Source organism: Amycolatopsis sp. NPDC102389, from assembly GCF_044765885.1.
Taxonomy (GTDB): Bacteria; Actinomycetota; Actinomycetes; order Mycobacteriales; family Pseudonocardiaceae; genus Amycolatopsis.
Genome location: NZ_JBIWKX010000029.1, coordinates 37,457 through 62,021 on the forward strand (window position 1 = coordinate 37,457; position 24,565 = coordinate 62,021).

Genomic DNA, 24,565 nt, shown 5'->3' on the forward strand with positions numbered 1-24,565 from the left:
CAACCCCCCCCCCCCCCCCGCCGCCTTGGGGGTTCTTGTATCCGCCGTCGGGGGGGGGGGTTCTGGTGGTCCCCCCCCCCCCCCCCCCCCCCCCCCCCCCCCCCACCCCCACGCAGACCTGCCCATACGGGCATCAACCGGACATTCACCCACCAGGAAACGTCCCATGTGGACGTTCAAGACACGGCGGAGCCCCGACCTCGCCGTGAAGGCCGCCTGCCCTCACCACTCACGAGGGGCGACGCCCGGCTGCTCCTCGAAGATCAGCCACGTCCGCGTCGACCGCACGCCGTCGAGCGCCTGCAACCGTTCCAGGACCACATCCCGCAGCGAAGCGTTGTCCGGCGTCCGCACCAGCAGCAGGATGTCGAAATCACCGCCGACGAGCGAGACGTGCTCGACGAACGGGATCTCCCGCAGCTCGGCCGACATCGTGCGCCACGACGTCTGCTCGACCGTGATCAGGATGTACGCGCTCGTTCCGAGCCCGGCCCGCCGAGGGTCGATCCGGGCACCGAAGCCGGTGATGACGCCTTCGGACATCAGCCTGTCGAGCCTCGCGTAGGCGTTGGTGCGCGAGATGTGCAGTCGTTCCGCCAGGGCGCGGACGGCGAGCCTGCCGTCGGCGGTCAGCTCGGCGAGGATGGCGCGGTCGATGTCGTCGAGGGCAAGGACCGTTCGTCCCGGATCCGGCCGGTGAGCCACGCCACTACTGGACGGTTGGCTCGGCTGAACCGATTCCGCCGACAGTTTGTCGCTCATTTCGTCTGCCTCTTGAACACTGGGACTCCGGAAACCACCATCTCAGCATCATATGTCTGTGAAAGGTGGTGCTGCGCCATGTCGCGGGAGACCCCTGCCGCCGCGTTGCTGCCGTCCGAAATCCCGGTGCGGTTCCTCGCCGAGGACGGCACACGCGTCGACGACGACGGTGGCTACGCCGTGCCGCCGTCCGAACGGCTCGTCGAGGCCTACCGGCTGATGGTGCTCGGCCGCCGGTTCGACGCGCAGGCGACCGCGCTGACCAAGCAGGGCCGCCTCGCCGTGTATCCGTCCAGTGCCGGGCAGGAGGCTTGCCAGGTCGCGAGCGCGCTCGCCCTCACCGACGCCGACTGGCTCTTCCCCACCTACCGCGACTCGGTCGCGCTGGTCGCTCGCGGGCTCGAACCGGGCGAGATCCTGACGCTGCTCCGCGGTGACGCCCACTGCGGCTACGACCCCGCCGAGACCCGTGTCGCTCCCCAGTGCACCCCGCTGGCGACTCAGACCCTCCACGCGGCCGGGCTCGCCCACGCGATGCAGCGCCGGGGCGAGGACGCCGTCGCGTTCGCGCTCATCGGCGACGGCGCCACCAGCGAGGGCGACTTCCACGAGGCGCTCAACTTCGCCGCCGTGTTCAAGGCGCCGGTGGTGTTCTTCGTGCAGAACAACGGGTTCGCGATCTCCGTGCCGTTCGAGAAGCAGAGCGCCGCGCCCGCGCTGGCCTACAAGGGTGTCGGCTACGGCGTCCGCTCCGAACAGGTCGACGGCAACGACGCCGTCGCCGTCCTTTCCGTGCTGGACGACGCCGTCGCGCACGCGCGATCCGGGCGCGGGCCGGTCCTGGTGGAGGCGCACACCTACCGGATCGACGCGCACACCAACGCCGACGACGCCACCCGCTACCGCGATCAGGCCGAGGTCGAGAAGTGGCGTGCGGCCGACCCCGTTCGTCGTCTCGAAACCTACCTGACCAGCGAGAACCTGTTGTCCAGCAACGATATCGAGCGCTTCCGGGCCGAGGCCGAGACCTTCGCCGCCGGGGTGCGCGACACCTTGAACGCCGATGTGGAGCCGGATCCGTTGTCGCTGTTCGAGCACGTGTACGCCGTTCCGACCCGCCAGCTGGCCGCCCAGCGGGCGCTGGTCGCGGCCGAACTGGAGGCATGATGACCGAGATCTCGATGGCTCAGGCGCTCAACGCCGCGCTGCGTGACGCGGTCAAGGACGACGATCGCGTGCTGATCTTCGGTGAAGACGTCGGCCCGCTCGGCGGCGTGTTCCGGGTGACCGACGGCATCACCGCCGACTTCGGCGAGGAAAGGTGTTTCGACACGCCACTGGCCGAATCCGGCATCGTCGGCTTCGCGGTCGGGATGGCGATGGGCGGGTTCCGCCCGGTGGTCGAAATGCAGTTCGACGCCTTCGCCTATCCCGCTTTCGAGCAGATCACCTCGCACGTGGCGAAGCTGCGGAACCGCACCCGCGGCGCGTTGTCGCTGCCGATGGTCATCCGGATCCCCTACGCGGGCGGGATCGGCGGCGTCGAGCACCACTGCGATTCGAGCGAGGCCTACTACACCCACACTCCCGGCCTCCGAGTCGTCACACCCGGCACGCCCCAGGACGCCTACGACCTACTGCGCGACGCGATCGACTCGCCGGATCCGGTGATCTTCCTCGAACCCAAATGCCGCTACTGGTCGAAGGAACCCGTGTCCTTCACCCGGGACGGCGCGGCCATGGACCGCGCGGTCGTGCGCCGCGAGGGCAAGGACGTCACGTTGATCGCGTACGGCCCGATGGTCGCCACCGCGCTGGAGACCGCCGAGGCCGCGACCGCCGAGGGTTGGGACGTCGAGGTCGTCGATCTCCGGTCGCTGAGCCCGTTCGACGACGAGACCGTCACCGCCTCGGTGCGCCGCACCGGACGCGCGGTCGTCGTCCACGAGGCCGCCGGGTTCGGCGGCTACGGCGCCGAGGTGGTCGCCCGCGTCACCGAGCAGTGCTTCCATCAGCTGCACGCGCCCGTCCTGCGCGTGACCGGGCTCGACATCCCTTACCCGCCGCCGAAACTGGAGCGCCATCAGCTTCCGGACGTCGACCGGATCCTCGACACCGTCGCCCGGCTGCAGTGGAACGACGAACCGGTGGTGGCCGGTGCCTGATTTCCTGCTCCCCGACCTCGGCGAGGGCCTGACCGAAGGCACCATCGTCACCTGGCTCGTCGCGGAGGGCGACACCGTCGGCGTCGACCAGCCCGTCGTCGAAGTCGAGACCGCGAAGGCCGCCGTCGAGGTGCCGGTGCCGTTCGCCGGCGTCGTCACCCGCCTCCACGGTGAGCCCGGCCAGTCGCTGCCGGTCGGCGCTCCCCTGCTCACCATCGGACCCGGGTTCGCCGAACCCGGCGTGACGACCGCGAGCGAAGGCAGCGGCAACGTCCTCATTGGCTACGGCACGACCACCACGACGAGGCGCCGTCGGACGCGCACCGTCGTCGCCACCCCGGGCAAACCCTCCAAAGCGCCGGGCGTGATCTCACCCTTCGTCCGCAAGATGGCGGCCGACAACCAGATCGACCTGACGAAGCTGACCGGCAGCGGCCCGGGCGGCATCATCCGGCGCGCCGACGTCGAGGCGGCGCTCGCCGTCCCCGAGCAGCGAGACGGCGAGACACGGATCCCGCTGACGGGGGTCCGCAAGGCGGTCGCGGACAAGCTGACCACCTCGCGGCGTCAGATCCCCGAGGCGACGGTGTGGGTCGACGTCGACGCGACCGGGCTCGTCGCCGCGCGGAAGTCGCTCAACGCGTCGGCACCGGATCGCCCGGTCAGCCTTCTCGGCCTCATCGCCCGGTTCGCGGTCGCGGGCCTGCGGAAATTCTCCGAGCTGAACTCTCGCGTCGAAGGCGACGAGATCGTCCAACTCCGGGACATCAACCTCGGTTTCGCCGCGCAGACCGACCGTGGTCTCGTCGTGCCGGTGGTCCGCGACGCGGGCTCACTGTCCACAAGGGAGCTCTCGGCGGCGATCGGCGAACAGACCACGCGCGCGAGGGAAGGAAAGCTCGGCCCGGCGGGCCTCACCGGCGGGACGTTCACGGTCAACAACTACGGGGTGTTCGGGGTCGACGGCTCAGCCGCGATCATCAACCATCCGGAGGCGGCGATCCTCGGCATCGGCCGGATCATCGACCGCGCCTGGGTGGTCGACGGCGAACTGGTGGCCAGGAAGATCTGCGAGCTGACGCTGGCGTTCGACCACCGGGTGTGTGACGGCGGGACCGCCGGCGGGTTCCTGCGGTTCGTCGCCGACTGTGTCGAATCGCCGGTCACCGCGCTCGGGGAGCTCTGAGCGGGTCGCACAACTCGCGGTTGTGACCCGGCAACGACCCGTTGTTCGACTTCGGGGCTCCGGCTTGCTTTGATCTCGCGAATGGGCGGGCGGTCGCTGGGGCGACGATTCGGGTGGCTTTGGGCGGCGTACGCGGCGAGCGCGTTCGGGACGAGGTTCGCGTTCGACGCGTTCAGCCTGATCGCCATCGTGGCGCTGGGCGCGGGTACCACCGAGGTCTCGCTACTGGCGGCCGCCGGCCTCGTCGTCGGCGCCGTGGTCGCGCTGCCGCTCGGCCCCTGGGTCGAGTTCCGTCGCAAACGGCCCGTGATGATCGCGATGGACCTCGTCCGTTGCGTGGCACTCCTGACCGTCCCGGCGGCGTACGCGCTCGGGCTGCTCGGCTTCGGCCAGCTTCTCGCGGTGTCGGTCGTCGTCGCCGCGGCCGACATCACGTTCCTTGCCGCGAGCGGGGCGTTCCTGAAAACCCTGCTGCCGGCCGAGGATCTGCTGGTCGCGAACGCCCGGTTCGAATCGACGACCTGGACGGCGACCGTGCTCGGGCCGCCGCTGGGCGGTTTCGCCGTCGGCCTCTTCGGGCCGGTGATCACGATCGCCGCCGACGCGGTCAGCTATCTGCTCTCGGCGATCGGGATCCGTGCGGTCGGCGGTGCGGAACCGCCGCCACCCGCGAAACCGGAAGGTCCTCGGCTGACCGGGCGTGAACTGCGGGAAGGCTGGCGGTTCATCCTCACTCACCCGTTGCTGCGCCCTCTGTTCGTCAACACGATCGTGGTCAACGGGTTGATCATGGCGACTGCCCCGCTGATGGCCGTCTTGATGCTCGGGCAGCTTGGCTTCGCTCCATGGGAGTACGCGGTCGCCTTCGCCGTGCCCTGCCTCGGCGGGTTGATCGGAGCGAGGCTCTCCCGGCCCGCCGTCGCCCGGTACGGCCGGGACCGGGTCCTGTTCGTCGCCGGGTGGCTGCGGGTCTGCTGGCCCGTCGGGCTGGTCTTCATCCAACCCGGGGTTCCCGGGCTGATCCTGGTCATCGTCGTCGAATTCTGCCTGATCACCTGCATCGGCGTGTTCAATCCGGTGCTCGCCACCAGCAGGCTCGAGCAGGTGCCCCTCGACCGCGCGGCCCGCACGCTGTCGGCCTGGTCGATCGCCGGAAAGCTCACCACCGCTTCCCTGACCGCGCTGTGGGGCCTGCTCGCCGCGTTCACCGGCCCGCGTGCCGCGGTCGGCATCGCCGGAGCGCTCATGCTCGCGACACCGCTCCTGCTCCCCCGAAACCGTCGGACCCCTGTGCCAGGATCCGCACATGTCGATCAGGAGAGTGGTCACCGATCTCGAAACCCGGACGCTGGAGGAGGCGAAGAGTTTCTACGTACAGGTACTCGGCTTCAAGGTGGTGATGGACCTCGGCTGGATCGTGACACTGGCCGATCCGGAGCGGCCGGAGGTCCAGCTGAGCCTCATGACCCATGACGAGACGGCGCCCGTCGTGCCGGTGGCTTCCATCGAGGTCGACGACGTCGACGCGAGGTACGCGGCCGCCAAGGCCGCCGGCGCGGAGATCGTGCACGAGCTGACCGACGAGGCGTGGGGCGTCCGGCGGTTCTTCGTCCGCGATCCGAGCGGCCACGTGGTCAACGTCCTGTCCCACCGCTGACGTCCGAAGGGGGTTTCATCAAAATTTCATGACTCGTCCCTAGCGTTCGACCACGCACCGTAGTCGAACGAAAGGACGATGAATGTGAAGAAACTCAGGGGGGTCCTGGCGGCGGCCGCGTTGGCCACCGGCCTGATCAGTGTCATGGCGCCGTCGGCCCAGGCCGCGACGGTCGAGCAAGCGCGCTACTACATCCTCGTCGGCGGCACCTGCGACGGGGCCGCGACCGTCTACAACGACGCCTGGTTGCGGGGCGGGATCAAGAAGGTGGTCCACTACCCGGCCGGGGCCGCCGGAGCGCCCAACTGCGACCAGACGCCGATGGACCAGAGCGTCGCTCGCGGGCACGAAGAGGCTCGCCGTGTCGTCCAGAGCTCTTTCGACGAGAATCCGGGGGCGGAGTTCACCGTCGTCGGCTACTCACAGGGCGCACTCGTCGCGAACCTGGTGCTGAACGACATCGCCGACGGGAAACTGGCCGTGGACAAGTCGCGGTTCCGGGCGAAGATCTTCGCCGACCCGATGCAGCCCGTCGGCCCGCCTGGACGCGGGATCAGCGCGGTGCTCCCGGCGGGTACCGGGGCGCCGTCGCCGTTCGGCGGCTACGTGTCGTTCGGGCCCGGCCGCACCGACTTCGGCGGTATCCCGTTCATCCGCTACTGCATCGAAACCGACGGTGTCTGCCACTTCGACACCATCGAGGCGCCTGGCGGGTACTTCGCCCAGCACCTTTGCTACCAGTGGGCCCGGCCCACCGATCACCGCTCGATCATGGAGGACACGATCGCGGACGGCGTGTACACCAACGGATCGCACGCGCTGCCGCGGCAGAACTGCCGTCCGCCGTGGCCGTCGGTGTGACCGGGTGAAGACGGCTGCCGCCCGGCGCCCGATCGCCGGGTGACAGCGGTTCGGGCGATGGCCCGCCCACAGTGTCGTGGGCGGGCCATCGTCGGTTCACTTGACCGGCTGCCCCTCCGGCGCGGGAGCATGGCCGGTCGGCCGGGCGGTGAACGTGCCCCGGCCCTGGGTCCGGCTGCGCAGTCGCGTCGCGTAGCCGAACAGTTCGGCCAGCGGCACGGTCGCGGTGACCACGGTCGTTCCCGCGCGCACCGCCGACCCCAGCACCCGGCCACGCCGGGCGGCGAGGTCGCCGAGCACTACGCCGACGGCGCTTTCGGGCACCGTGACGGTCACTTCGGCGATCGGCTCCAGCAGTGTCATCGCACCGGCGCGCAACGCCTCTCGGAGCGCCAGCCGCCCCGCCGTCCGGAACGCCATCTCCGACGAGTCCTTCGAGTGGGTGGCGCCGTCGGTCAGCGTGACCCGGACACCGGTCACCGGATTCCCGCCGAGCGGGCCTTCCGCCAGCGCGTCACGGCATCCGGCTTCAACAGCGCGGACGTATTCCCGTGGCACCCCGCCACCGACCACAGTGGACCGGAACTCGAATTCCCCTTCCTCCCAAGGTTCCGTGTCGATGACGACCTGGGCGAACTGCCCGGCACCGCCGTCCTGTTTGACGTGCCGGTAGACGAACCCGGACACACCGCGCGCGACGGTCTCGCGGTAGGCGACGCGAGGCCGTCCGACACCGACGTCCAGCCCGTGGTCGCGCCGGATCTTCTCCACCGCCACCTCCAGGTGCAGTTCACCCATCCCCGACAGCAGGGTCTGACCGGTCTCTCGATCGGTCCGGACGACCAGCGACGGATCCTCCTCGACCAGCCGCGCCAGTGCCGACATCAGCCGCTCCGTGCCGGATCCCGTCCGTGCCTCGACGGCGACCGACACGACCGAATCGGCCGCGACCGGCGGCTCGAGCAGGAGCGGCTCCGACGGCGTGCACAGCGTCGCGCCAGGACGGACCGTCTTGAGCCCGATCACCGCGACGATGTCGCCCGCGACGGCGCTGTCCACCCTGGTGTGCCGGTCCGCCTGGACCCGCAGGATGCGGCCGGCGCGCTCGACGCGCCCGCTGCCCACGTCCATCACCGCCTCCGAAGTCCGGATCGTGCCCGAATACACCCGCAGGAACGTCAACCGCCCGGTGGCGGTCGAGGTCACCTTGAACACCAGTGCCGCGAACGGCGCCGACGGATCGGCGGTGCGTTCCTGAGCTTTGCCTTCGTATTCGCCCCGGACCGGCGGAACATCCGACGGCGCGGGCAAATACGCCACCACGGCTTCCAGCAACGGCTCCACCCCGCGGTTGCGATAGGCCGAGCCGCACAGCACCACGACGCCTTCACCGGTCCGGGTCAGCTCGCGCAGCGCCGAGACCAGCGTCGCCGTCGACACCGCCGACGACGCGCAGAACTCCTCCAGCGCGGCCGGATGGGCTTCCGCCACAGCCTCGTCGAGCTGGCGGCGGCGCCGGTTCGCTTCGTCCACAAGGGACTCCGGAACCGGTCCTTCCTCCGGGGCCTCGGCGCCATCCGTCCAGACGAGTGCCCGCATCCGCAGCAGGTCTACGACGCCGACGAACCCGTCTTCCGTCCCGATCGGCAGCTGGACCACCAGTGGACGCGGATGCAGCCGCTCCCGGATGGACGTCACGGCCGCGTCCAGGTCGGCGCCCGCGCGATCGAGTTTGTTGACGAACGCGATCCGCGGCACGCCGTGCCGATCTGCTTGGCGCCACACCGATTCGCTCTGCGGTTCGACCCCGGCGACGCCGTCGAACACCGCGATCGCGCCGTCGAGGACCCGGAGCGACCGCTCGACCTCGTCGGAGAAGTCGACGTGGCCAGGGGTGTCGATCAGGTTGACGAGATGGCCGTCCCACGAACAGCTGACCGCGGCGGCGAAGATGGTGATGCCACGGTCGCGCTCCTGGGAATCGAAGTCGGTCACGGTCGTGCCGTCGTGGACCTCACCTCGTTTGTAGGTGGTGCCGGTGACGTACAGGATCCGTTCGGTGAGGGTGGTCTTGCCGGCGTCGACATGGGCGAGGATGCCCAGGTTGCGGACGGCGGACAGGGGGACGGTGCGCATGGCGCGGCCTTTCGAAAGTGATCTCCGTAGCTCGGGCTGCGCGATTCGGCGAACGCGGACAGGCACCTCTCACCGTTGCGGGGCAACAGAAAGAAGGCGCGAAAAAGTCAGGCGTTCGTCAGCGAGCCGGTGCTAGCCGCGCGGCCGGCACCGGGTGCGCGGAGACACCAGGATCACCTCGTAGCGAGCCGAGGGGACGACGACGGCGTGGTGATGACGCACTGTCCTGTCCTTCCTCGCCGGGGTGATTTCGTGGCGAGTGTAGCGACTCCGATGTGGACCGGGAACCGGTTTTCCGCGAGTTCAGGTGGGCATCGACGGGCAGGACCGGATCCTCGTCCGCGCCGAGGCGCCTACTTCGTCCGCCTACGTGGATGCCTTACACGGTGGCCGCATCTCCGGCGAGATCTATGAGAACGGCAAGTTCGTGAGGGTCGAGTGGGGCACCACCGGCAGCTCGTGCGCAGGCTGGACGTGCGAGCCAGGGAATCTGTGGTCGAGTCGGGCGCACTGTCCTCCGGCACCTGCCGGACCACCGACAAACAGTACGCGGCCGGCGCCTGGGAAAACGGCGCGCTCACGCTGCTCACCGATGATGACGTTATCGCGGTTTCGTACGGTTGCCGAGCGATTGAACGTCACTTTACGAGTTCGAGACCGTCGAATATTTATGCATTAGCGGAGTGCGATGTAGTCTGAATATGCTATAGCACAGGTGTTCGACAGGGCGTAGCGTTGATTCCGTGGCCAGCGACAACACCTCCCCGACGACACGCACCGAGTGGTGGCGCGTCGACACGGCCACGCTGCACGCCCGTAAACAGGAACTCGAAGTCCTGAAACGCCAACTGGATGCGGAACAGAACGCGATCCTCGCGGAAATCAATTCCCGCGGCGTGCGTGGATGTTCGGGGCATTCGACGTTGACCGGGCTGATTCTCGAGGACTTCCTGGTCTCGGATAAGGAGGCCAGTGCCCGCGCCGACCGCGTGCTGGCCCTGCATCCTGGTCCGTCCCTCGGCGGGGACCCCGAACCACCCTTGGCGCCGTTGACGGCTGTGGCCGCGGCGGAGGGTGCGATCGGCGGGTCACAGATCGACGCGATCATCAAGACGCTCGCGCGGATTCCGTCGACCGTGCCGGACGAGAAGGCGCGGGGCGGGGAGAAAATCCTCGTCGAGCTGGCCCGTCATGCGGGGCCGAAGCAGATCGCCCGCGCCGGACGCCGCCTGCTCGACAAACTCGACCCCGACGGCAAAGAACCCCGCAACGACGACCCGAAAGAGACCCGGCCGGAGCTGCGGTTCGTCAAACACCGCGACGGCACCCTGGGTCTCAAAGCGAGGCTCGACCTGGAAACCTACGCCCGGTTGAAGTCCGACCTCGACCCGATGGCCAAACCGCACAAGGCCATCGACGGCATCCGGGACTCCCGCACTCAGGATGAACGCTTCGGGGATGCTTTCACCGACTACGTGCGGTTGAAGACCACCAGCCGGAACCTTCCCGGCCAGGCGGGCGAGGCCACGCACATCCTCATCACCATGTCCTACGACGACCTCATCAGCGACATCGGCGAAGCACACCTGGACCTGGTGGGGCCGATCAGCGCCACCGACGCGAGGATCCTTGCCTGCGACGCCCGCGTGCGGCCCGGTGTTCTCGGCACCGCGGGCGAACCGTTGGACATCGGCCGATCCAAACGGACCGTGTCGCTGGCACAGAAGTACGCGTTGACCATCCGCGACGGCGGCTGCGCCTTCCCCGGCTGCGACATGCCCGTACCCCGCTGCACCGCCCACCACATTGTTTTTTGGCGGCATCACGGCGAAACGAAGATCGACAATCTCGTGCTGTTATGTACCCGGCACCACAGGCTCATCCACCGCAGTGAATGGAAAGTCCAGATCGCCCAAGACGGACTCCCCGAATTCACCCCACCCGCCTACCTCGACCCGACCGGGACACCGAGGCGCAACACCATGCACCTCAGGACATAGGCCAACCCATGAACCTTCCGACACCGAGGGGCCGGACGGCGCCCGGTCCCTCGACGCGACACGCCTCCGCCGAGCCGTACCAAGTCGTGCCAAAAAGTCACCGGCACCGGATCTCGACCCCGCGCTTCAGGTTCGTCACAATGCCGCCGACTTGCCCGTAACGGCGGCCGTGAGCGTTCGTTCGAGTCCCGGAAGCCGAGCCATGTGCTGGAACCATCGCCCGGCCGCGAGCGACTTGCTGCTTCTCGGTCACCACCGGGCGGACCAGGCGCCGTACTCCGCGAGCTCGGAGGAAACTGGTCGACGACCGACCAGTTTCCGGCGGCGGCGGTGTCCATCCCTTCGAGAGACACCACAAGAGGAGGGAACCCGGTATGCGGGTGGACGAACTGCTGGCCCTGGCGAAGACCGGTGACGGCGAGGCGTTCCGTGACCTCGTCGCGCCGTATCGCCGCGAACTGCAGGTGCACTGCTACCGCATCCTGGGCTCGGTGCAGGACGCCGAGGATCTGGTGCAGGAGACGTTGCTGGCCGCGTGGCGCGGGATCGGCGCGTACGAGGAACGCGCGTCCGTCCGGACCTGGCTGTACCGGATCGCGACCAACCGCTGCCTCAACGCGCTGCGGGCGGGCGGCCGCCGCCCGTACGACCAAGCGGCCCACCGACCGGAGGTCCCGTTGCCAGAGCCGACGCGCCGCCGCCCGGAACCCAGCTGGCTGGAGCCGTATCCGGACCTGCTGCTCGACGAGATCGCCGATCGGGTACCCGGCCCGGAGGCGCGTTACGAGGCCAGGGAGTCGATCTCACTCGCGTTCCTGGCGGCGCTTCAGCAATTGCCTCCCCGGCAGCGGGCCGTGCTGGTCCTGCGGGATGTCCTCGGGTTCCGCGCCGCCGAGGTGGCGGGGATCCTCGACACCACCGAGAACGTCGTGACCAGCGCGCTGCACCGGGCGCGTTCGGCACTGGCCAAGGAGATGCCGCCCAGCCGACGGGAGACCGCTCCCCTGCCCGATTCCCCGCGGGAACGCCGGGTCGTCGACGAGTTCACCCGTGCCTTCGAGAACGGCGATGTCGAGGCCATCGTCGCGCTTCTGACCGACGACGCCTGGCTGACCATGCCCCCGCTTCCTCTCGAATACCAGGGCCCGGAGGCCGTCGGGCACTTCCTGGCCACCGTCGCGCTCAGCGATGGCCGCCGGTATTCGCTGATCCCGACCCGCGCCAATGGCCAGCCCGCCTTCGGCTGCTACCTGCGCGATCCGAGGACACCGATCAGCCACGCGCACGGAGTGCTCGTGCTGGAACTCGCGGGCGACCGGGTCACCGCGGTGACCCGGTTCCTCGACAACTCACTGCTCACGACCTTCGGTCTGCCCCGCTCACTGCGCGGCTGACCGCCGCTCTTCCCTGGCCACGCCCGGCGGGCGTGTGCCTCGTCATGCCCGAAAACACTTCCCACCAAGGAGAAATCTTGCCCCCCAAACAGGCGTGGGTCCTGGGCCTCGCCTCACTGGCGTCGTTCATGATGGCGCTGGACAGCCAGGTCGTGACGACGGCGCTGGGCACGGTCCGCCGGGATCTGTCCGCGTCGATCGAGCAGCTCGAATGGATCGTCAACGCCTACAACCTCAGTTTCGCCGTCCTGCTGCTCACCGGGGCGGCACTCGGTGACCGGTTCGGCCGCCGCCGGATGTTCGTCACCGGCCTCACGGTGTTCACCGTCGCCTCGGTTGCCTGCGCGGTGTCCGGGGACATCGGCACGCTGATCGTCGCGCGGGCCGTGCAGGGCGCCGGCGCCGCGATGGTGTTGCCGCTGTCGCTCACCCTGATCAGCGCGATCTTCCCGCCCGAACGGCGGGGCAAGGCGATGGGGCTCTATCTGGGGCTCACCGGACTGGCGACCTTCAGCGGCCCGTTCATCGGCGGCGTCATCGCCGAAGGGCTGGCGTGGCAATGGATCTTCTGGCTCAACCTGCCGGTCGGCGTGGCCGCGGTCCTGCTGACGCTTCGGCGCGTCGACGAGAGCACCGGTCCGGGAAACCGGTTCCACCAGGGCGGCGGCGAACGCCGGAGCGAAGCGCCGATGCTGCCGATGCGGTTCTTCCGGCTGAGAGCCTTTTCCACGGCCAACGCGGCGAACTTCTGCGTCTTCGCCTCGCTGTACGGCACGTTGTTCTTTCTGCCCCAGTACTTCCAGACCGCGCAAGGTCTCGGGCCGTTCGAGGCGGGACTGCGGATGATGCCGTGGACCGCGACCCTGATGATCTGCGCGCCCCTCGCCGGCATCACGTCGGCCATGCCCGCCGCACAACGCTCGGCCGTCGGAGCGGTCCGGCCTTCCGAGATCGGCCAGGCGTCCGGCGCGTTCATGACACTGCGGATCTTCGGCGGAGTCTTCGGGGTGGCGGTGGTGGTCGCCGTCTTCGCCGGTGCCGGAAGCCATCTGTCACCCGAGGAGTTCGGCAGTGGCTTCACGGCGGCGATGGCCACCGTCGTCGCCTTCGCCTTCACCGGCATGCTCGTCGCCCTGGGCATGCCGAGCGTTCTGTCCAGTACCGATCGAGGAGGAAACCGATGACCGACCCGAAGACGCGAGCCGAAACACTCCGAAGCCTGCACAGCGGGGAAATGCTCGTGCTGCCGAACGTCTGGGACGCGGCGAGCGCCGAGATCGTCGAGGAGGCGGGTTTCCCCGCGATCGCCACGGCCAGTGCCGCGGTCTCGGCGATGCTCGGCTACCCCGACGGCGAAGGCGCGCCGTGGCAGGAAATGTTCGCGGCGGCGGCGCGGATCGCCCGCGTGGTCTCGGTGCCGGTCACCGTGGACGCGGAAGCAGGCTACGGCCTGGCGCCGCGGGAATTCGTGGAACGCCTGCTGGAAACGGGAGCCGTCGGCTGCAACCTGGAGGACACCGATCACCGCTCCGGCGGGCTGGCCGACGCGGGCCGGCATGCCGAGCGGATCGCGGAGATCCGCTCGGTCGCGACCGCCGCCGGAGTCCCGATCGTCGTCAACGCCCGGGTCGACACGTTCCTGGGTGACCGTGGGATCCCGGAGCCGGACAGAGTCGCCGAAGCCGTCCGGCGGGGCAGGCTCTATCGGGAGGCCGGCGCCGACTGCGTCTATCCGATCGGGGTCCGGCGTCGGGACGACCTTGCCGTGCTGGTCACCGAACTCGCGTGCCCGGTGAACGGGAACGTCGGCGACGAGCTGGACCTGGCCACACTGCGCGAGCTCGGTGTGGCACGGGTGTCGTACGGCCCGCGTTTCTATCGCGCGGCGCTGGAGGGATTCCGGACGGCGATCGGGAAGCTGTAGCCCCCGCACGCCCGGGCGGTTCCCTCCTTACTTGCAGAACGCGGTGTCCACAGTGGCCATGACCGCCTTGGAGGCTTTCCCGAAGTCGCCGAACGTCCCCGGCAGCGCGGTCACCGCGAGCCCGACGGTGCGGCCGTCTTCCGTGGCCCCACCGCGGGTTTCGAATCCGTGGATGTCCCCGCCGTGCCCCCAGTACACGCCGCCGCAGCTGAGCGGGTTGCTCATCAGGCCGAGGCCGTACTTCGTCCCCGGGAACAGGGGCGCGTCGACCGTCTTCCGCATCTCGGCCAGCTGCGCGGCGGGCAGCAGCTTGCCACCGAGCAGCACCCGGAACACCTCGCCGAGGTCACTAGGCGTCGAGATCAGCTGGCCGGCGGCACCGCCCCAGGACGGATCCAGTTCGGTCGCGTCGATCACCTTGCCGGTCGCGGCATTGCCGATGGCGTACCCGTGCGGGTGCCGTCCCCGGATGGTCTGGTCACCGACGCCCGGCCAGTAGGTGTTCTTCAAGCCCGCCTTCTTGATCACGCGTTCGGTGATCTGCTCCTGGATCGGACGGCCGGTCACCTTCTCGATCACCATGCCCGCCAGCAGGTAGCCGGTATTGCTGTACTCCCACTTGGTGCCGGGCGCGAAGTTCGCCGGATGGCTCAAGGCGGTGGCGAGCAGTTCGTGGTTCGGGATGTACCGGTGCTGGACTTGTTCGAAGTCGTCCAGCCCGAGGTACTTGGCGTAGTCCGGCAGCCCGCTGGTGTGCTGGAGGAGGTGCCGGATGGTGATCTTGGTGGCGTCGATGCCTTCCCCGCGCACGAGCCCTGGCAGGTACTTCTCGATCGGCGCGTCCAGCTCCACCTTGCCCTCGGCCACCAGTTGCAGGACCACGACCGCCGTGAACGTCTTGGTGTTGCTGCCCGCCCGCACCACGCCGTCACGCGGGACCGGGACCTGGCGATCGATCCGCGACGACCCGGCGACCAGTGACGTCGCACGCCTCCCGTCGGTCACGTAGGCCAGCGCGGCCGGGAACTTCTCCTGACGCACCAACGAGTCGAGGCTCTGCCGCAGCTCCGCTCCCTTGGCCGGGGCCGCGTCCGCCGCCGTCGTCCACGCGGTGCCCATCAGGCCCGCCACCGTCAGGACCACAACACCCTTGCGTACCGTCATCCGCACTCCTTGTCCGATGAGATCGACACCGACGACTTTGGCCGAAACGGGCGTGAAGATCAGCAGTGCAGGCTCCCGAATACCGGGTGGTGCCAGCGCTACCCCACAAAGATTTTCGGACCGGAATTCGTCCCACCATTGTCCGGGCGGGACTCGGCTGACTAAGGTCAATCCGATAAGTGGACTAGACCACCCGAGGCCGGGAGGCGACGATGCCCCTCGACGAACAGCAGACCTGGGCACTACTGCGAGAGCTGGACGAACCCGGCCACTGGGAGGTGCCGCACGACTTCGACGGGCCGGCCGCGCGGGCACGATTCGAGCGGCTGGCCGAACGGCTCGACCGGCGATTCGACTGCTCCTGCGAAGTCGACCGCCACGTCCAGGACGCCAGCCACCTCGGCAGGATCGTGATCCCGGCGAACGCGACGGCCGCACTGGACCACGTGACCGTCACGGTCAGCAACTTCGGCGGTCTCGTCGCGGTGACACTCGGGAATCCGGGTAGCTACGACGAAGACGAGGAACGGGAGTTCTTCCCCGCGCCAGTCCGAAGACGGGTCGAGGACGAGCTGGAAGCACTCGGCTACCTGCCCGTCTCCGAACACCCCCTGTGGACCAAGTACACCGGGATCAGCGGATTCGACGCCCTCTATCCGCCGGATCGGCCACCGTCGTGGTGGGACCGGTTCTTCGACTACCTCTAGACGTTGCTCGGCGCGAGCGCGGCGGCGAGTTCCGCCGCGTTCGGCACACTCACGAGAACCTCGTCGAACGGGAGCCCCGAGACCCCGCGATCGATTTCGATCCACAGCCCCGGCACACCCCTGCGCGCCGAAACCAGTTGACGCGTCCCGGTACCCAGCCCCCAGTAGCCCACCTTCAGCACTCCACTGATCAGCGCCCCGGCCCGGCCTCCGCGCGTCCGTCGCAGGGGTGCTTCGACGCGCTCGACGACCTTGATCGCCTCCCGCGGCACGACGACTTCGTCGCGCCACACGGCCAGCCGCTCCCAGCCCGAGAACCTCACCCGCACTCCGCCATCGGTGATGTCCATCGTCGCCATCGTGACCGCCTTCCCTCCATAGCCAGCTGATGTAGTTGTTATAGCAAGTGTATAGCAGATATCCTTGCCGGGTGTTGCTGACTCTCGACCTCGACAGCGAGGTTCCGATCTACCAGCAGATCCGCGACCGGATCGTCGAGGCCGTCGCCGACGGCGTGCTGACCGAGGGCAGCGCCCTGCCCTCCACCCGGCAGCTCGGCGCCGATCTCGGGATCAACTTCCACACCGTCAACAAGGCCTATGACCTGCTGCGGACGCAGGGCTTCATCCGGATCAACCGCAAGACCGGCGCGGTCGTCCGCCGGGACGCGTCATCCGGTCCGGCGGACGACGGCTACGCGGACGAATGGCAGGAACGGCTGCGCACCTTGCTCGCCGAAGCCGTCGCTCTGGGCCTGGGCCCGCGCGACGTGACGAGCCGGTGCGAGTCGGTGCTGGACTCCTTCGCGGTGAGCGCCCGGCGATGAACGGACCGCTCTGGCTGAATCTGGCCCTCGTCGCGTTCACCGCGGCCACCTTCGCCTCGGCACCCGCCCTGGCGCGGCCGACCCTCCCCTTCGGCGTCCGGGTGCCGTCCCGGCGCACCGGAGAGGCCGTCATCGTCCTCGCGCGCCGTCACTACAACCGGGGAATCGCGGCAGGCGCGGTCGTCGCCTTCGCCGTCGTCCTCATCGACGGGCTCGCACCCGAGGTCGTCCTTGTCGGTCTCGTCGTGGTCTATTCACTGCTCGGCGGCATGGCCAGTCGTGCGATCGCCGCCGCGAAACGCAAGGAAAGCTGGTACTCCGGGACCCGGCAGGCGGTCACCGCCGACACCTCGCTGCGCGCCGACCCGGTCCGTCCACAGTGGATCCTGCTGACACCGTCGGTGCTGCTGGCCGTCGTCACGGCGATCATCGGCCTGTCCGAGGACACGACGAACTTCTCGACGGTCCTCACGCAGCTCCTGGTCGTCGTGCTGATCCCGCCCCTGACCATCGCGATCTCACGGGCCCGGCCCGAGATCGACGCCGCACAGCCGTCAGCGTCGGCTTCGCGGTACCGGGAGTATCTGCACGGGGTGCTCAGCCTGCTGCTGATCTCCGCGGGCTGTGTCAACGCGACGATGCTCGTCGTTTCGCTCCAGCTCTGGGAGGTCGTCGAGACGACGGTGCCGACGACGATCGTGGCCTACCTGCCACTCGCCGCCGCCTTCATCGCGTGGATCGTCTTCTCCGTCCGGGCGGGCGACGCCGGGCACCGGTTGTCCCCCACCGGCGACGAACCGGAGACCAGGTACGAACAACGCGACGACGACCGCTACTGGCACGCCGCCGGAATGGTCTACCTGAACCGGAACGACCCCGCGCTCTTGGTACATCGGCGGGTCGGGACCTACTGGACGCTCAACCTCGGGCATCCGATCGCCTGGACCGTCCTCGCCGCGGTCGCTTTGCTCGGAGTGCTCGCCGGGCTCGGCATCGTCACACTGCCCGAGAAGGGCGCCTGATCACAGGGCGTTACCCTGAGGCAATGACGTCGCACAAGACCCCTCAAACGATGAAGCCCGCGACAGCGGCGAAGAAGCTGGGTGTGTACCTGGAGGCCACCCCGGCGGAGTTCCAGGAGGGTGTCGTCTCCCGCGACGAGCTGAACGAGCTGCAGGCCGAACCGCCCGAGTGGCTGCGGGAGCTTCGCCGGAACGGGCCGCACCCGCGTCCGGTCATCGCGGCGAAGCTGGGCATCTCCATCAGCGGCCTGGCGCGCGGCGGGATCACCGAAGCCCTCACCACGGAGCAGATCGAAGAGATCAAGACCGCCGCCCCGGATTGGCTGAAGCGGGAGCGCGAGACCCACGCCGAGGTCCGCAAGGAGGAGGCGCGCCTCAAGGCCGCCCGCAGCGAGAGCTAACCGCGACGACGGGGCTTGCCGCGTTTCGCCCCGCCCTGGGGAGCCCCGCGCTTCCCAGGCTGCGGCTTCCGGCCGCCGGGCTGGGGACGCTTGCTCTTCGCCGGTGCCTTCTTCTCCGGCGCTTGCTTTTCCGGGGCCTGCTGGCGTCCGCGGGTGCTGTTGACCGTCCGGCCGCGGACGATCCCGATGAACTGTTCCATCAGGTCGGAGGTCTCTTCGTCCGGCCAGGACAGCGCGACCCCGGATTCGGGCGTGCCGGCGATCGGCCGGTAGGTCAGGTCGCGCCGGTGGTGCAGCCGCGCGAGCGACTGCGGGACGACCAGGAGCCCGACACCGGCGGCGACCAGCTCGATGGCGTCCGCCGTGGTGACGGGGCGCTCCAGCGCGGGTTTCCCGGGCGGCCGCTCCCAGTCCAGCGTGTCGTCGAGCGGATGCAGCACGACGTCGTCGGCGATGTCGTCGACGGAGACCTCGTCCGCGGCGGCGACCAGGTGGTCCTTCGGCACGACCACGACCGTCGTCTCGGTGTAGAGCGGGATCGCGTGCAGGCCCTCACGATCGATCGGGAGCCTCAGCAGGACGGCATCCACTTCGCGCTCGCGGACCAGCGCGGCCGCGTCGGCGGCGGTCGTCTGGACGAGCTCGAGCGGGACGTCGGGCGACCGCTCGTCCCAGATCCGGACCCACTTCGAGGGCGTCACGCCGGGGACGTACGCGAGTTTGAAGGAGGCGGGGGTATCCGGGCCGGTCATGGGGGCAAGGTTACCGGGAGTATCGAACGAAGGTCCCAGGGCCGGGGTGACGTTCTTCGCGCCACTTGAGCGCACAGCCCCTTAGGGTCTTTCGGCCTGTTTTCGGTGCTCGAGGTAACAGAGGCCGGGAACAGCCCGACTCGGGAAACGAGGGCGTCCACGGGGGGCGCTGAGAACGAAACGAGCGACTCCCATGAGTTTTCCGTCGACGATGCCGCCTGCCCCGAAACCTTCGAAGAAGCGGAGGAAATGGCCTTGGATCACGGGCGTGATCGTCGCCGTCCTCTTGATCGTGGCGATCGCCAACGGCGGAAAGACCGACAATCCCGGTCGCACGGCGATCAGCGGTTCGACCCTGACCACCGCACCGGTCGTGACCACTACGGATCCCGCTGTCGCGGCGTCGGTCAGCTCTGCGGCCGAAGCCGCCCGTGAGTCCGTTTCACGCTCGTTCGCCGAGTCGGCCAGCCGCTCGTCCGAGGCGGAACGGAAGTCTTCCGAAGTCGCGATCGCGCAGCGAAAAGCTGACGAAGAAGAGGCGAGCAAGGCCCGGAAGATCACCTATAGCGTGACCACCACCGGATCGGGGATCTCGTCAGTCACCTATCTGAAACCCGGTTTCAACATCTCCCAGGAAACGAACGTCAAAGGCAAGAAGTGGTCCAAGACCATCGAGTCCGACGATTCGGCTCTGGGCATCAACATGAACGCACAGAACGCGGGCGGCGGCACCATCACCTGCCGCATCAGCAGGGGTGACGGCACAACCGTCGCGGAGAACAGCAGTTCCGGTGCCTACGCCGTGGTCAGCTGCGGCTGATGATCCGGCGTCCCCAATGTCGCATCGGGGACACTGAGCGTCTCCAATGCGACATTGGGAACCCGGCAGACTCGCCGGCGACGAGCCCCACTACGGAGCCCAAGCTCCGGCGACCGCCCACGTGACGTCCTGGTCGTACGAGACCGGGTTGTCGAACGGGTGGCCGCCGCCGCTGGTGGCGACGTAGACCTCCTCGGCGTAGTGCCGCATGTTCGTGCCGAGTTCGTTGACCGACGCGAACCGCACGCCACCGGCACCGGGCTGGGCACAGAACGTCGCGTCCTTCCGGAACAGATCCGTGTTGTCGTTACCGCCCAGCCGCACCCGGAAGTCCGCGTGCCGCAGGAACTGGCCCGGATAGTTCCGCGCCTCCAGCGAGTAGCACGACGGATCCGCGAGCCCCCGCCGCACGACGAACGTCGCGTCCGCCTTCAGCAACGCCGCGCTCCCGGCGTTCACGACGTCCGTCCGCGCGAGGCCGTCACGGTGCCGCAGGAAGCGGTCCGTGAAGCCGGGCGTGGTCACCTTGAACGAGCGCGCCTGGTCCAGCGGCAGGTCGGCGCCGCTGCGCCAGAGCGGGACCGACGCCGCCCAGGTCGTGTCCGCTGCGAAGCTCGACGGCGTGTCCCACGGGTTCGGCCCGCCGCTGCGCGCGAGATAGACGGTCGCGGCGTAGTGGCGGATGAAGGCCCCGGGCTGGTTGAACGACTCCAGCGCCGTTCCGCCGGCGCCTTCCCGCGCGCAGAAGGTCGCGTCCCCGGCGAACAACGCCGAACCGTCGTTCGCGTCCTTGCGGATCCGCGACGACGCGTGCCGCAGGAAATGCCCGGGGTAGTTCCGCGACTCGAACGACAGGCATGACGCGTCCGCCAGTCCTTGCCGGGCCCAGAATGTCGCGTCCTTCTTGGCGAGGTCCGCGCTGCCCTCACCCAGGACATCGGTCCGGACGAAGTCGTCCTGGTGCCGCAGATAGCGATCCGTGTACCCGGCTGTCGTGACCCGTAGCGATATGAGTTCGCCTCGGCCGACCTCGGTGCCCTTCGCGATGGCGAGCACCTTTTGGTTGATCTCGCGCACCCGCGCCTCGGTCATCTTCAGCACACGGCGGTCGTAGGTGTAGAAGCCGTTGACCTCGTTCTCGACGTCGTACGGTTCGGTGTAGACGGACGCGGAAAGCCCGCGGCCGTGCACGAACCGCCCGACCTGCTTGGTGATCTCGACGTACCGGTTCGTCAGCGACGTCTCGTCCGGGTACAGCGCACCGTACGCGAAACCCTTGCCCGGTTCCCATTCGTGCCCGACGACCTGCCTGCCAAGACCGCCGTACTCCCCCAGCACGGCGATCCGGCGCGCGTCGGGTTGCCTGGTGCCGGTGGAGACCTGGTACGCGTGGTCGTCGATCACGTCGCCGTTGCCCGGATCCGGATCGGACACGCAGCAATTCGACCCCGAGTTGTGGTTGATCAGCCGCGTGTCGTCGATCGAACGGACCAGGTCCACGATGCGCCCGGCCTCGTACTCGCCCCAGCCTTCGTTGAACGGCACCCACTGCACGATCGAGGTGATGCCCTTGTGCTGCTCGATCATCCGCCGCAGTTCGGACTCGTAGTTCGCGTGCCCGTTCGGGACTTCGTCGATCGAGTCGAGGGCGGGCATGTCCTGCCAGACCATCAGCCCCAGTTTGTCGGCGTGATAGAACCACCGCGCCGGTTCGACCTTGATGTGCTTGCGGACCATGTTGAAGCCCAGCGCCTTCTGGCGTTCGAGGTCGAACCGCAGTGCTTCGTCGGTCGGCGCCGTGTAGATGCCGTCCGGCCAGTATCCCTGGTCCAGTGTGCCCAGCTGGAAGACGAACTTGCCGTTGAGCAGCGGCCGCATCACGCCGCCGACCATCGCCTTGCCCAGCGAGCGCATGCCGAAGTATCCGGTGACGACGTCGCCTCCCGGCAGCCGCACGCGCAGGTCGTAGAGGAACGGATCGTCGGGCGACCACAGCCGCGCGTTCGGCACCGGGACCCGCAGATGGGACCCGACGGCACCGGTGGCGGTGCCGACCACTTGGCCGCCTGACAGCACTTCCGCGGTCGCCTGCTGCCCCGCCGTGCCCTGGACCACGAGGTCGAGCGCGCCGCCCGGGACGTCGGGAGTCGTGTCGAGCCGCGTGATGTGCTCGGCCCGGACCGGTTCCAGCCAGACGGTCTGCCAGATCCCCGAAGCCGCCGTGTAGAAGATGCCGTCGGGCGTCTTGCGCTGCTTCCCCACCGGGTACCGGCTGCCGTCGACCGGCGACGCGACGCCGACGACGATCTCGTTCTCCCCCGCCTTGAGCGCCGGGGTGATGTCGAACGAGAACGCGTCGAAACCGCCGGTGTGGCTCCCGATCGAAGTCCCGTTGACCCAGACCTTGGTCTCCCAGGTGACGGCACCGAAGTTGAGCTTCACCCGTCGACCGTCCCAAGTGGACGGAACGGTGAACGTCCGGCGATAGAACATGTTGTCCTCATGCCGTTTGATCCCCGAAAGCATCGACTCGATCGGGTAAGGCACGAGGACGTTCTCGCTCAGCGGCCTGCCGATCGGCGGCGAATTCAGGTTCGGCGCGCCGGTGAACCCCCAGGTTCCGTTGAGGTTGAGCCATTCCGAGCGCACCAGTTGCGGGCGCGGGTACTCGGGCAGCGCGTTCGACGGTGAGACCTGGTCCGTCCATGGGGTCGGGAGCGGTACGGGAGCGGCTTGGGCGACGGGAACGAGTGTCGTCGCGGCGGCCAGCAGACCGGCCACGACGCTCAGGGCGCGCGCGGTTCTTCGGTGCATGCGATCTCCCTATCTCCGGGCGGTCGTGCGGGCCAGCGACCGCTGCAGAACAACGACCACCAGCAGGAACGCACCGCTGACCACCGACTGGTAGTTGCTGTCGAGAGTTCCTATCTGGTTGATGACGTTCTGGATGACCGTTCGGATGCCCACGCCGATGACCGTTCCGAGAATCGTGCCCATCCCGCCGGTCAGCAGGGTGCCGCCGATGACGACGACGGAGATGGCGTCCAGTTCGAGGCCGACGCCGATCACCGTGACACCGGACTGCAGATAGGCCGCGGTCAGCGCGCCCGCGAGCCCGGAAAGGACACCGCTCATCACGTAGACGGTGACCTTGGTGCGGACCACGGGCAGTCCCATCAGCTTCGCGGACTGCTCCGAGCCGCCGGTCGCGAACACCGCTTGCCCGAACCGCGTCCGCCGCAGCAGGAGCCCGCCGACCAGGCACAGCGCCGCCGCGATGAACACCGGATAGCCGAAGCCGAACATCGTGCCGCGCCCGAGTTCGACGAACGCCTCGCCCTCCGGGATCTTGTACGTCGTCGCGCCCTCGGTGGTGATCGCAAGCAGGAGCCCGCGGGCGAACAGCAGCGACGCGAGCGTGACGATGAACGGCGCCATCCCGGTCTTCGCGACGAGCAGCCCGTTGATCAGGCCGATCAGCCCGCATACCGCCAAGGGCAGCAGCAGCGCGACGAGGAAGCCCCATTGCGATCCGTAGGCGGCGAGGACCCCGCCGAGCGCGTAGACCGAGCCCACGGACAGGTCGATCCCGCCGGTGATGATCACGAACGTCATCCCGAGCGCGATGATCGCGAGGAACGAGCTCTGCAACGCGATGTCGCGCAGGTTGTCCAGGCTGCCGAAGCGCGGGAACAGCAGCCACGCGACGGCGACCATCAGCACCAGCGCGATCGCCGCGCCCTGTTTCTGCAGCACTCCGGTCATCAGCTCGCGCCGCGTGGAGTCCTGGGCGGCCATCGTGGGCGCCGCGGTCATCGGCTGCTCCGTTCCCGTGCGACGTAGACCGCGCCGACGATGATCGCGGCCTGGATCATCTGCGCGGTCGAATCCGGCAGGTTGTGCTTGATGAGCGTGGCGCGGACGAGCTGCATGAGCAGGACACCCATCACCGTGCCGAGGATGCGGACGCGGCCGCCGGTCAGCGGGGTGCCGCCGACCACGACCGCGGTGATCGCGGACAGTTCCATCAGCAACCCGGCGTCCGCGGGGTCGCCCGCCCCGAGCCGCGCTGTCGAGAGCACCCCGGCCAGCGCCGCGAGCACCCCGCAGATCGCGTAGACGCCGATGAGGACGCGGTCGACCGGCAGCCCGGCGAGCACGCTGGCCCGCCGGTTGCCGCCGATCGCGACCAGCCGCCTGCCGAACGCCGTCTTCCCGACCAGCGCCGCCATCAGTACGGCCAGTACGGCCGCGATGAGCACGCTCACCGGGATCCCGAGCACGTCGCCGTTGCCGAGCGCGAGGAATCCCGGGTCGTGCAGCTGGATCAGCTGACCGTCGGCGAGGACCAGCGCGAGCCCCCGCCCGCCGACGAGCAAGGCGAGTGTCGCCACGATCGGCTGGATCCCGACCTTCGCCACCAGGACGCCGTTCAGCGTCCCGGCGGCCAGCCCGGCGGCGAGCGCGACCGCCACCGCCGGCAGGGTTCCGGCGCCGAGGTAGAGCGGGACGAGCGCGGCCGACAACGCCATCACCGCGCCCACCGACAGGTCGACGCCCTCGGTGCCGATCACCAGCGCCATCCCGAGCGCGACCACGAGGACCGGCGCGGCCTGGATGAGCTGGGTGCGGAAGTTGCCGACGGTCAGGAAGTTCGCCGTGAACGCGATGTTGAACAGCACGAGCGCGACGACGGCGACGTACACGCCGTACTCCTGCAGCCACCGTGCCACCCGGGTCCGGTCCACCGTTTTCGCCGTGTCCGTCATGGTGCTTCCCGGATCCTCT

At 68.8% G+C, this 24,565-nt stretch carries 22 protein-coding genes and 1 pseudogene; 15 read left to right on the plus strand and 8 right to left on the minus strand.

Features of this window, described 5'->3' with window-relative positions:
* Positions 1–222 precede the first annotated feature (222 nt).
* Positions 223–762 (minus strand): Lrp/AsnC family transcriptional regulator, encoded by a 540-nt coding sequence (locus ACIRGA_RS23535; protein ID WP_400944460.1) that lies wholly within the window; start codon positions 760–762, stop codon positions 223–225.
* 78 nt (positions 763–840) lie between these two features.
* Here ACIRGA_RS23535 and pdhA point away from each other — a divergent pair, with 78 nt between their 5' ends.
* The 6 genes and pseudogenes from pdhA to ACIRGA_RS23565 all read left to right on the plus strand — a co-directional run bounded on the left by pdhA (position 841) and on the right by ACIRGA_RS23565 (position 6,631).
* A complete protein-coding gene (gene pdhA / locus ACIRGA_RS23540; RefSeq protein WP_400944462.1) occupies positions 841–1,929 on the plus strand; it encodes a pyruvate dehydrogenase (acetyl-transferring) E1 component subunit alpha in 1,089 nt (362 codons plus the stop codon).
* Complete coding sequence (locus ACIRGA_RS23545) at positions 1,929–2,927, plus strand: alpha-ketoacid dehydrogenase subunit beta (RefSeq protein ID WP_378439232.1); 999 nt, start codon at positions 1,929–1,931, stop codon at positions 2,925–2,927. The genes pdhA and ACIRGA_RS23545 overlap by 1 nt, the downstream gene beginning before the upstream one ends.
* A complete protein-coding gene (locus ACIRGA_RS23550) occupies positions 2,920–4,113 on the plus strand; it encodes a dihydrolipoamide acetyltransferase family protein (protein WP_400944464.1) in 1,194 nt (397 codons plus the stop codon). Before ACIRGA_RS23545 ends, ACIRGA_RS23550 begins: the two co-directional genes overlap by 8 nt.
* Positions 4,114–4,194: 81 nt before the next feature.
* Entirely contained in the window at positions 4,195–5,586 is a 1,392-nt protein-coding gene (locus tag ACIRGA_RS23555) for an MFS transporter (RefSeq protein WP_400944466.1), read from the plus strand.
* A pseudogene (locus ACIRGA_RS23560) lies at positions 5,495–5,770 on the plus strand (VOC family protein); the annotation flags it as partial. The gene ACIRGA_RS23555 and the pseudogene ACIRGA_RS23560, both read left to right, overlap by 92 nt.
* A gap of 78 nt (positions 5,771–5,848) precedes the next feature.
* On the plus strand, positions 5,849–6,631 hold the full coding sequence (locus ACIRGA_RS23565; RefSeq protein ID WP_400944468.1) for a PE-PPE domain-containing protein: 783 nt from the start codon (positions 5,849–5,851) through the stop codon (positions 6,629–6,631).
* 96 nt (positions 6,632–6,727) lie between these two features.
* Here ACIRGA_RS23565 and fusA read toward each other — a convergent pair whose 3' ends face one another.
* A complete protein-coding gene (gene fusA, locus ACIRGA_RS23570) occupies positions 6,728–8,767 on the minus strand; it encodes an elongation factor G (protein WP_400944470.1) in 2,040 nt (679 codons plus the stop codon).
* A gap of 743 nt (positions 8,768–9,510) precedes the next feature.
* On the opposite strand from fusA, the gene ACIRGA_RS23575 reads away from it, so the two are divergent.
* The 4 genes from ACIRGA_RS23575 to ACIRGA_RS23590 all read left to right on the plus strand — a co-directional run bounded on the left by ACIRGA_RS23575 (position 9,511) and on the right by ACIRGA_RS23590 (position 14,085).
* On the plus strand, positions 9,511–10,767 hold the full coding sequence (locus tag ACIRGA_RS23575) for a DUF222 domain-containing protein (RefSeq protein WP_400944472.1): 1,257 nt from the start codon (positions 9,511–9,513) through the stop codon (positions 10,765–10,767).
* Between the two features lie 374 nt (positions 10,768–11,141).
* Positions 11,142–12,161 carry a sigma-70 family RNA polymerase sigma factor gene (locus ACIRGA_RS23580; protein WP_400944474.1) on the plus strand — a complete coding sequence of 340 codons (1,020 nt, stop codon included), beginning with the start codon at positions 11,142–11,144 and terminating at the stop codon, positions 12,159–12,161.
* 77 nt (positions 12,162–12,238) lie between these two features.
* On the plus strand, positions 12,239–13,345 hold the full coding sequence (locus ACIRGA_RS23585) for an MFS transporter (RefSeq protein WP_400944476.1): 1,107 nt from the start codon (positions 12,239–12,241) through the stop codon (positions 13,343–13,345).
* The gene (locus ACIRGA_RS23590) at positions 13,342–14,085 is read left to right on the plus strand and encodes an isocitrate lyase/phosphoenolpyruvate mutase family protein (protein WP_400944478.1); all 744 of its coding nucleotides are present in this window, start codon (positions 13,342–13,344) and stop codon (positions 14,083–14,085) included. Before ACIRGA_RS23585 ends, ACIRGA_RS23590 begins: the two co-directional genes overlap by 4 nt.
* A 27-nt stretch (positions 14,086–14,112) precedes the next feature.
* Here ACIRGA_RS23590 and ACIRGA_RS23595 read toward each other — a convergent pair whose 3' ends face one another.
* Positions 14,113–15,249 (minus strand): serine hydrolase domain-containing protein, encoded by a 1,137-nt coding sequence (locus tag ACIRGA_RS23595; protein ID WP_400944480.1) that lies wholly within the window; start codon positions 15,247–15,249, stop codon positions 14,113–14,115.
* Between the two features lie 212 nt (positions 15,250–15,461).
* Between ACIRGA_RS23595 and ACIRGA_RS23600 the strand changes: the two genes are divergently transcribed.
* Positions 15,462–15,956, plus strand: a complete 495-nt coding sequence (locus tag ACIRGA_RS23600; protein ID WP_400944482.1) for a hypothetical protein — start codon at positions 15,462–15,464, stop codon at positions 15,954–15,956.
* Here the strand turns inward: ACIRGA_RS23600 and ACIRGA_RS23605 are convergent.
* The gene (locus tag ACIRGA_RS23605) at positions 15,953–16,306 is read right to left on the minus strand and encodes a hypothetical protein (protein WP_400944484.1); all 354 of its coding nucleotides are present in this window, start codon (positions 16,304–16,306) and stop codon (positions 15,953–15,955) included. The genes ACIRGA_RS23600 and ACIRGA_RS23605 overlap by 4 nt on opposite strands.
* Before the next feature lie 80 nt (positions 16,307–16,386).
* Between ACIRGA_RS23605 and ACIRGA_RS23610 the strand changes: the two genes are divergently transcribed.
* The 3 genes from ACIRGA_RS23610 to ACIRGA_RS23620 are packed head-to-tail and all read left to right on the plus strand — an operon-like array spanning position 16,387 to position 18,205.
* Positions 16,387–16,782, plus strand: coding sequence for a GntR family transcriptional regulator (locus ACIRGA_RS23610; RefSeq protein WP_400944486.1), 396 nt, complete (start codon positions 16,387–16,389; stop codon positions 16,780–16,782).
* A complete protein-coding gene (locus tag ACIRGA_RS23615; RefSeq protein ID WP_400944488.1) occupies positions 16,779–17,804 on the plus strand; it encodes a DUF1648 domain-containing protein in 1,026 nt (341 codons plus the stop codon). The genes ACIRGA_RS23610 and ACIRGA_RS23615 overlap by 4 nt, the downstream gene beginning before the upstream one ends.
* 50 nt (positions 17,805–17,854) lie before the next feature.
* Positions 17,855–18,205, plus strand: coding sequence for a DUF5997 family protein (locus ACIRGA_RS23620; RefSeq protein ID WP_400944581.1), 351 nt, complete (start codon positions 17,855–17,857; stop codon positions 18,203–18,205).
* On the opposite strand, the gene ACIRGA_RS23625 is transcribed toward ACIRGA_RS23620, so the two are convergent.
* Positions 18,202–18,957, minus strand: a complete 756-nt coding sequence (locus tag ACIRGA_RS23625; protein WP_400944490.1) for a LysR family transcriptional regulator substrate-binding protein — start codon at positions 18,955–18,957, stop codon at positions 18,202–18,204. The two genes, ACIRGA_RS23620 and ACIRGA_RS23625, sit on opposite strands and share 4 nt — an antisense overlap.
* 268 nt (positions 18,958–19,225) lie before the next feature.
* On the opposite strand from ACIRGA_RS23625, the gene ACIRGA_RS23630 reads away from it, so the two are divergent.
* The gene (locus ACIRGA_RS23630) at positions 19,226–19,777 is read left to right on the plus strand and encodes an MmpS family transport accessory protein (RefSeq protein ID WP_400944492.1); all 552 of its coding nucleotides are present in this window, start codon (positions 19,226–19,228) and stop codon (positions 19,775–19,777) included.
* Positions 19,778–19,867: 90 nt separating this feature from the next.
* On the opposite strand, the gene ACIRGA_RS23635 is transcribed toward ACIRGA_RS23630, so the two are convergent.
* The 3 genes from ACIRGA_RS23635 to ACIRGA_RS23645 are packed head-to-tail and all read right to left on the minus strand — an operon-like array spanning position 19,868 to position 24,546.
* Entirely contained in the window at positions 19,868–22,591 is a 2,724-nt protein-coding gene (locus ACIRGA_RS23635; protein WP_400944494.1) for an AbfB domain-containing protein, read from the minus strand.
* A gap of 9 nt (positions 22,592–22,600) precedes the next feature.
* Positions 22,601–23,593 (minus strand): ABC transporter permease, encoded by a 993-nt coding sequence (locus tag ACIRGA_RS23640; protein ID WP_400944496.1) that lies wholly within the window; start codon positions 23,591–23,593, stop codon positions 22,601–22,603.
* Positions 23,590–24,546, minus strand: a complete 957-nt coding sequence (locus ACIRGA_RS23645; RefSeq protein WP_400944498.1) for an ABC transporter permease — start codon at positions 24,544–24,546, stop codon at positions 23,590–23,592. Before ACIRGA_RS23645 ends, ACIRGA_RS23640 begins: the two co-directional genes overlap by 4 nt.
* Positions 24,547–24,565 lie beyond the last annotated feature (19 nt).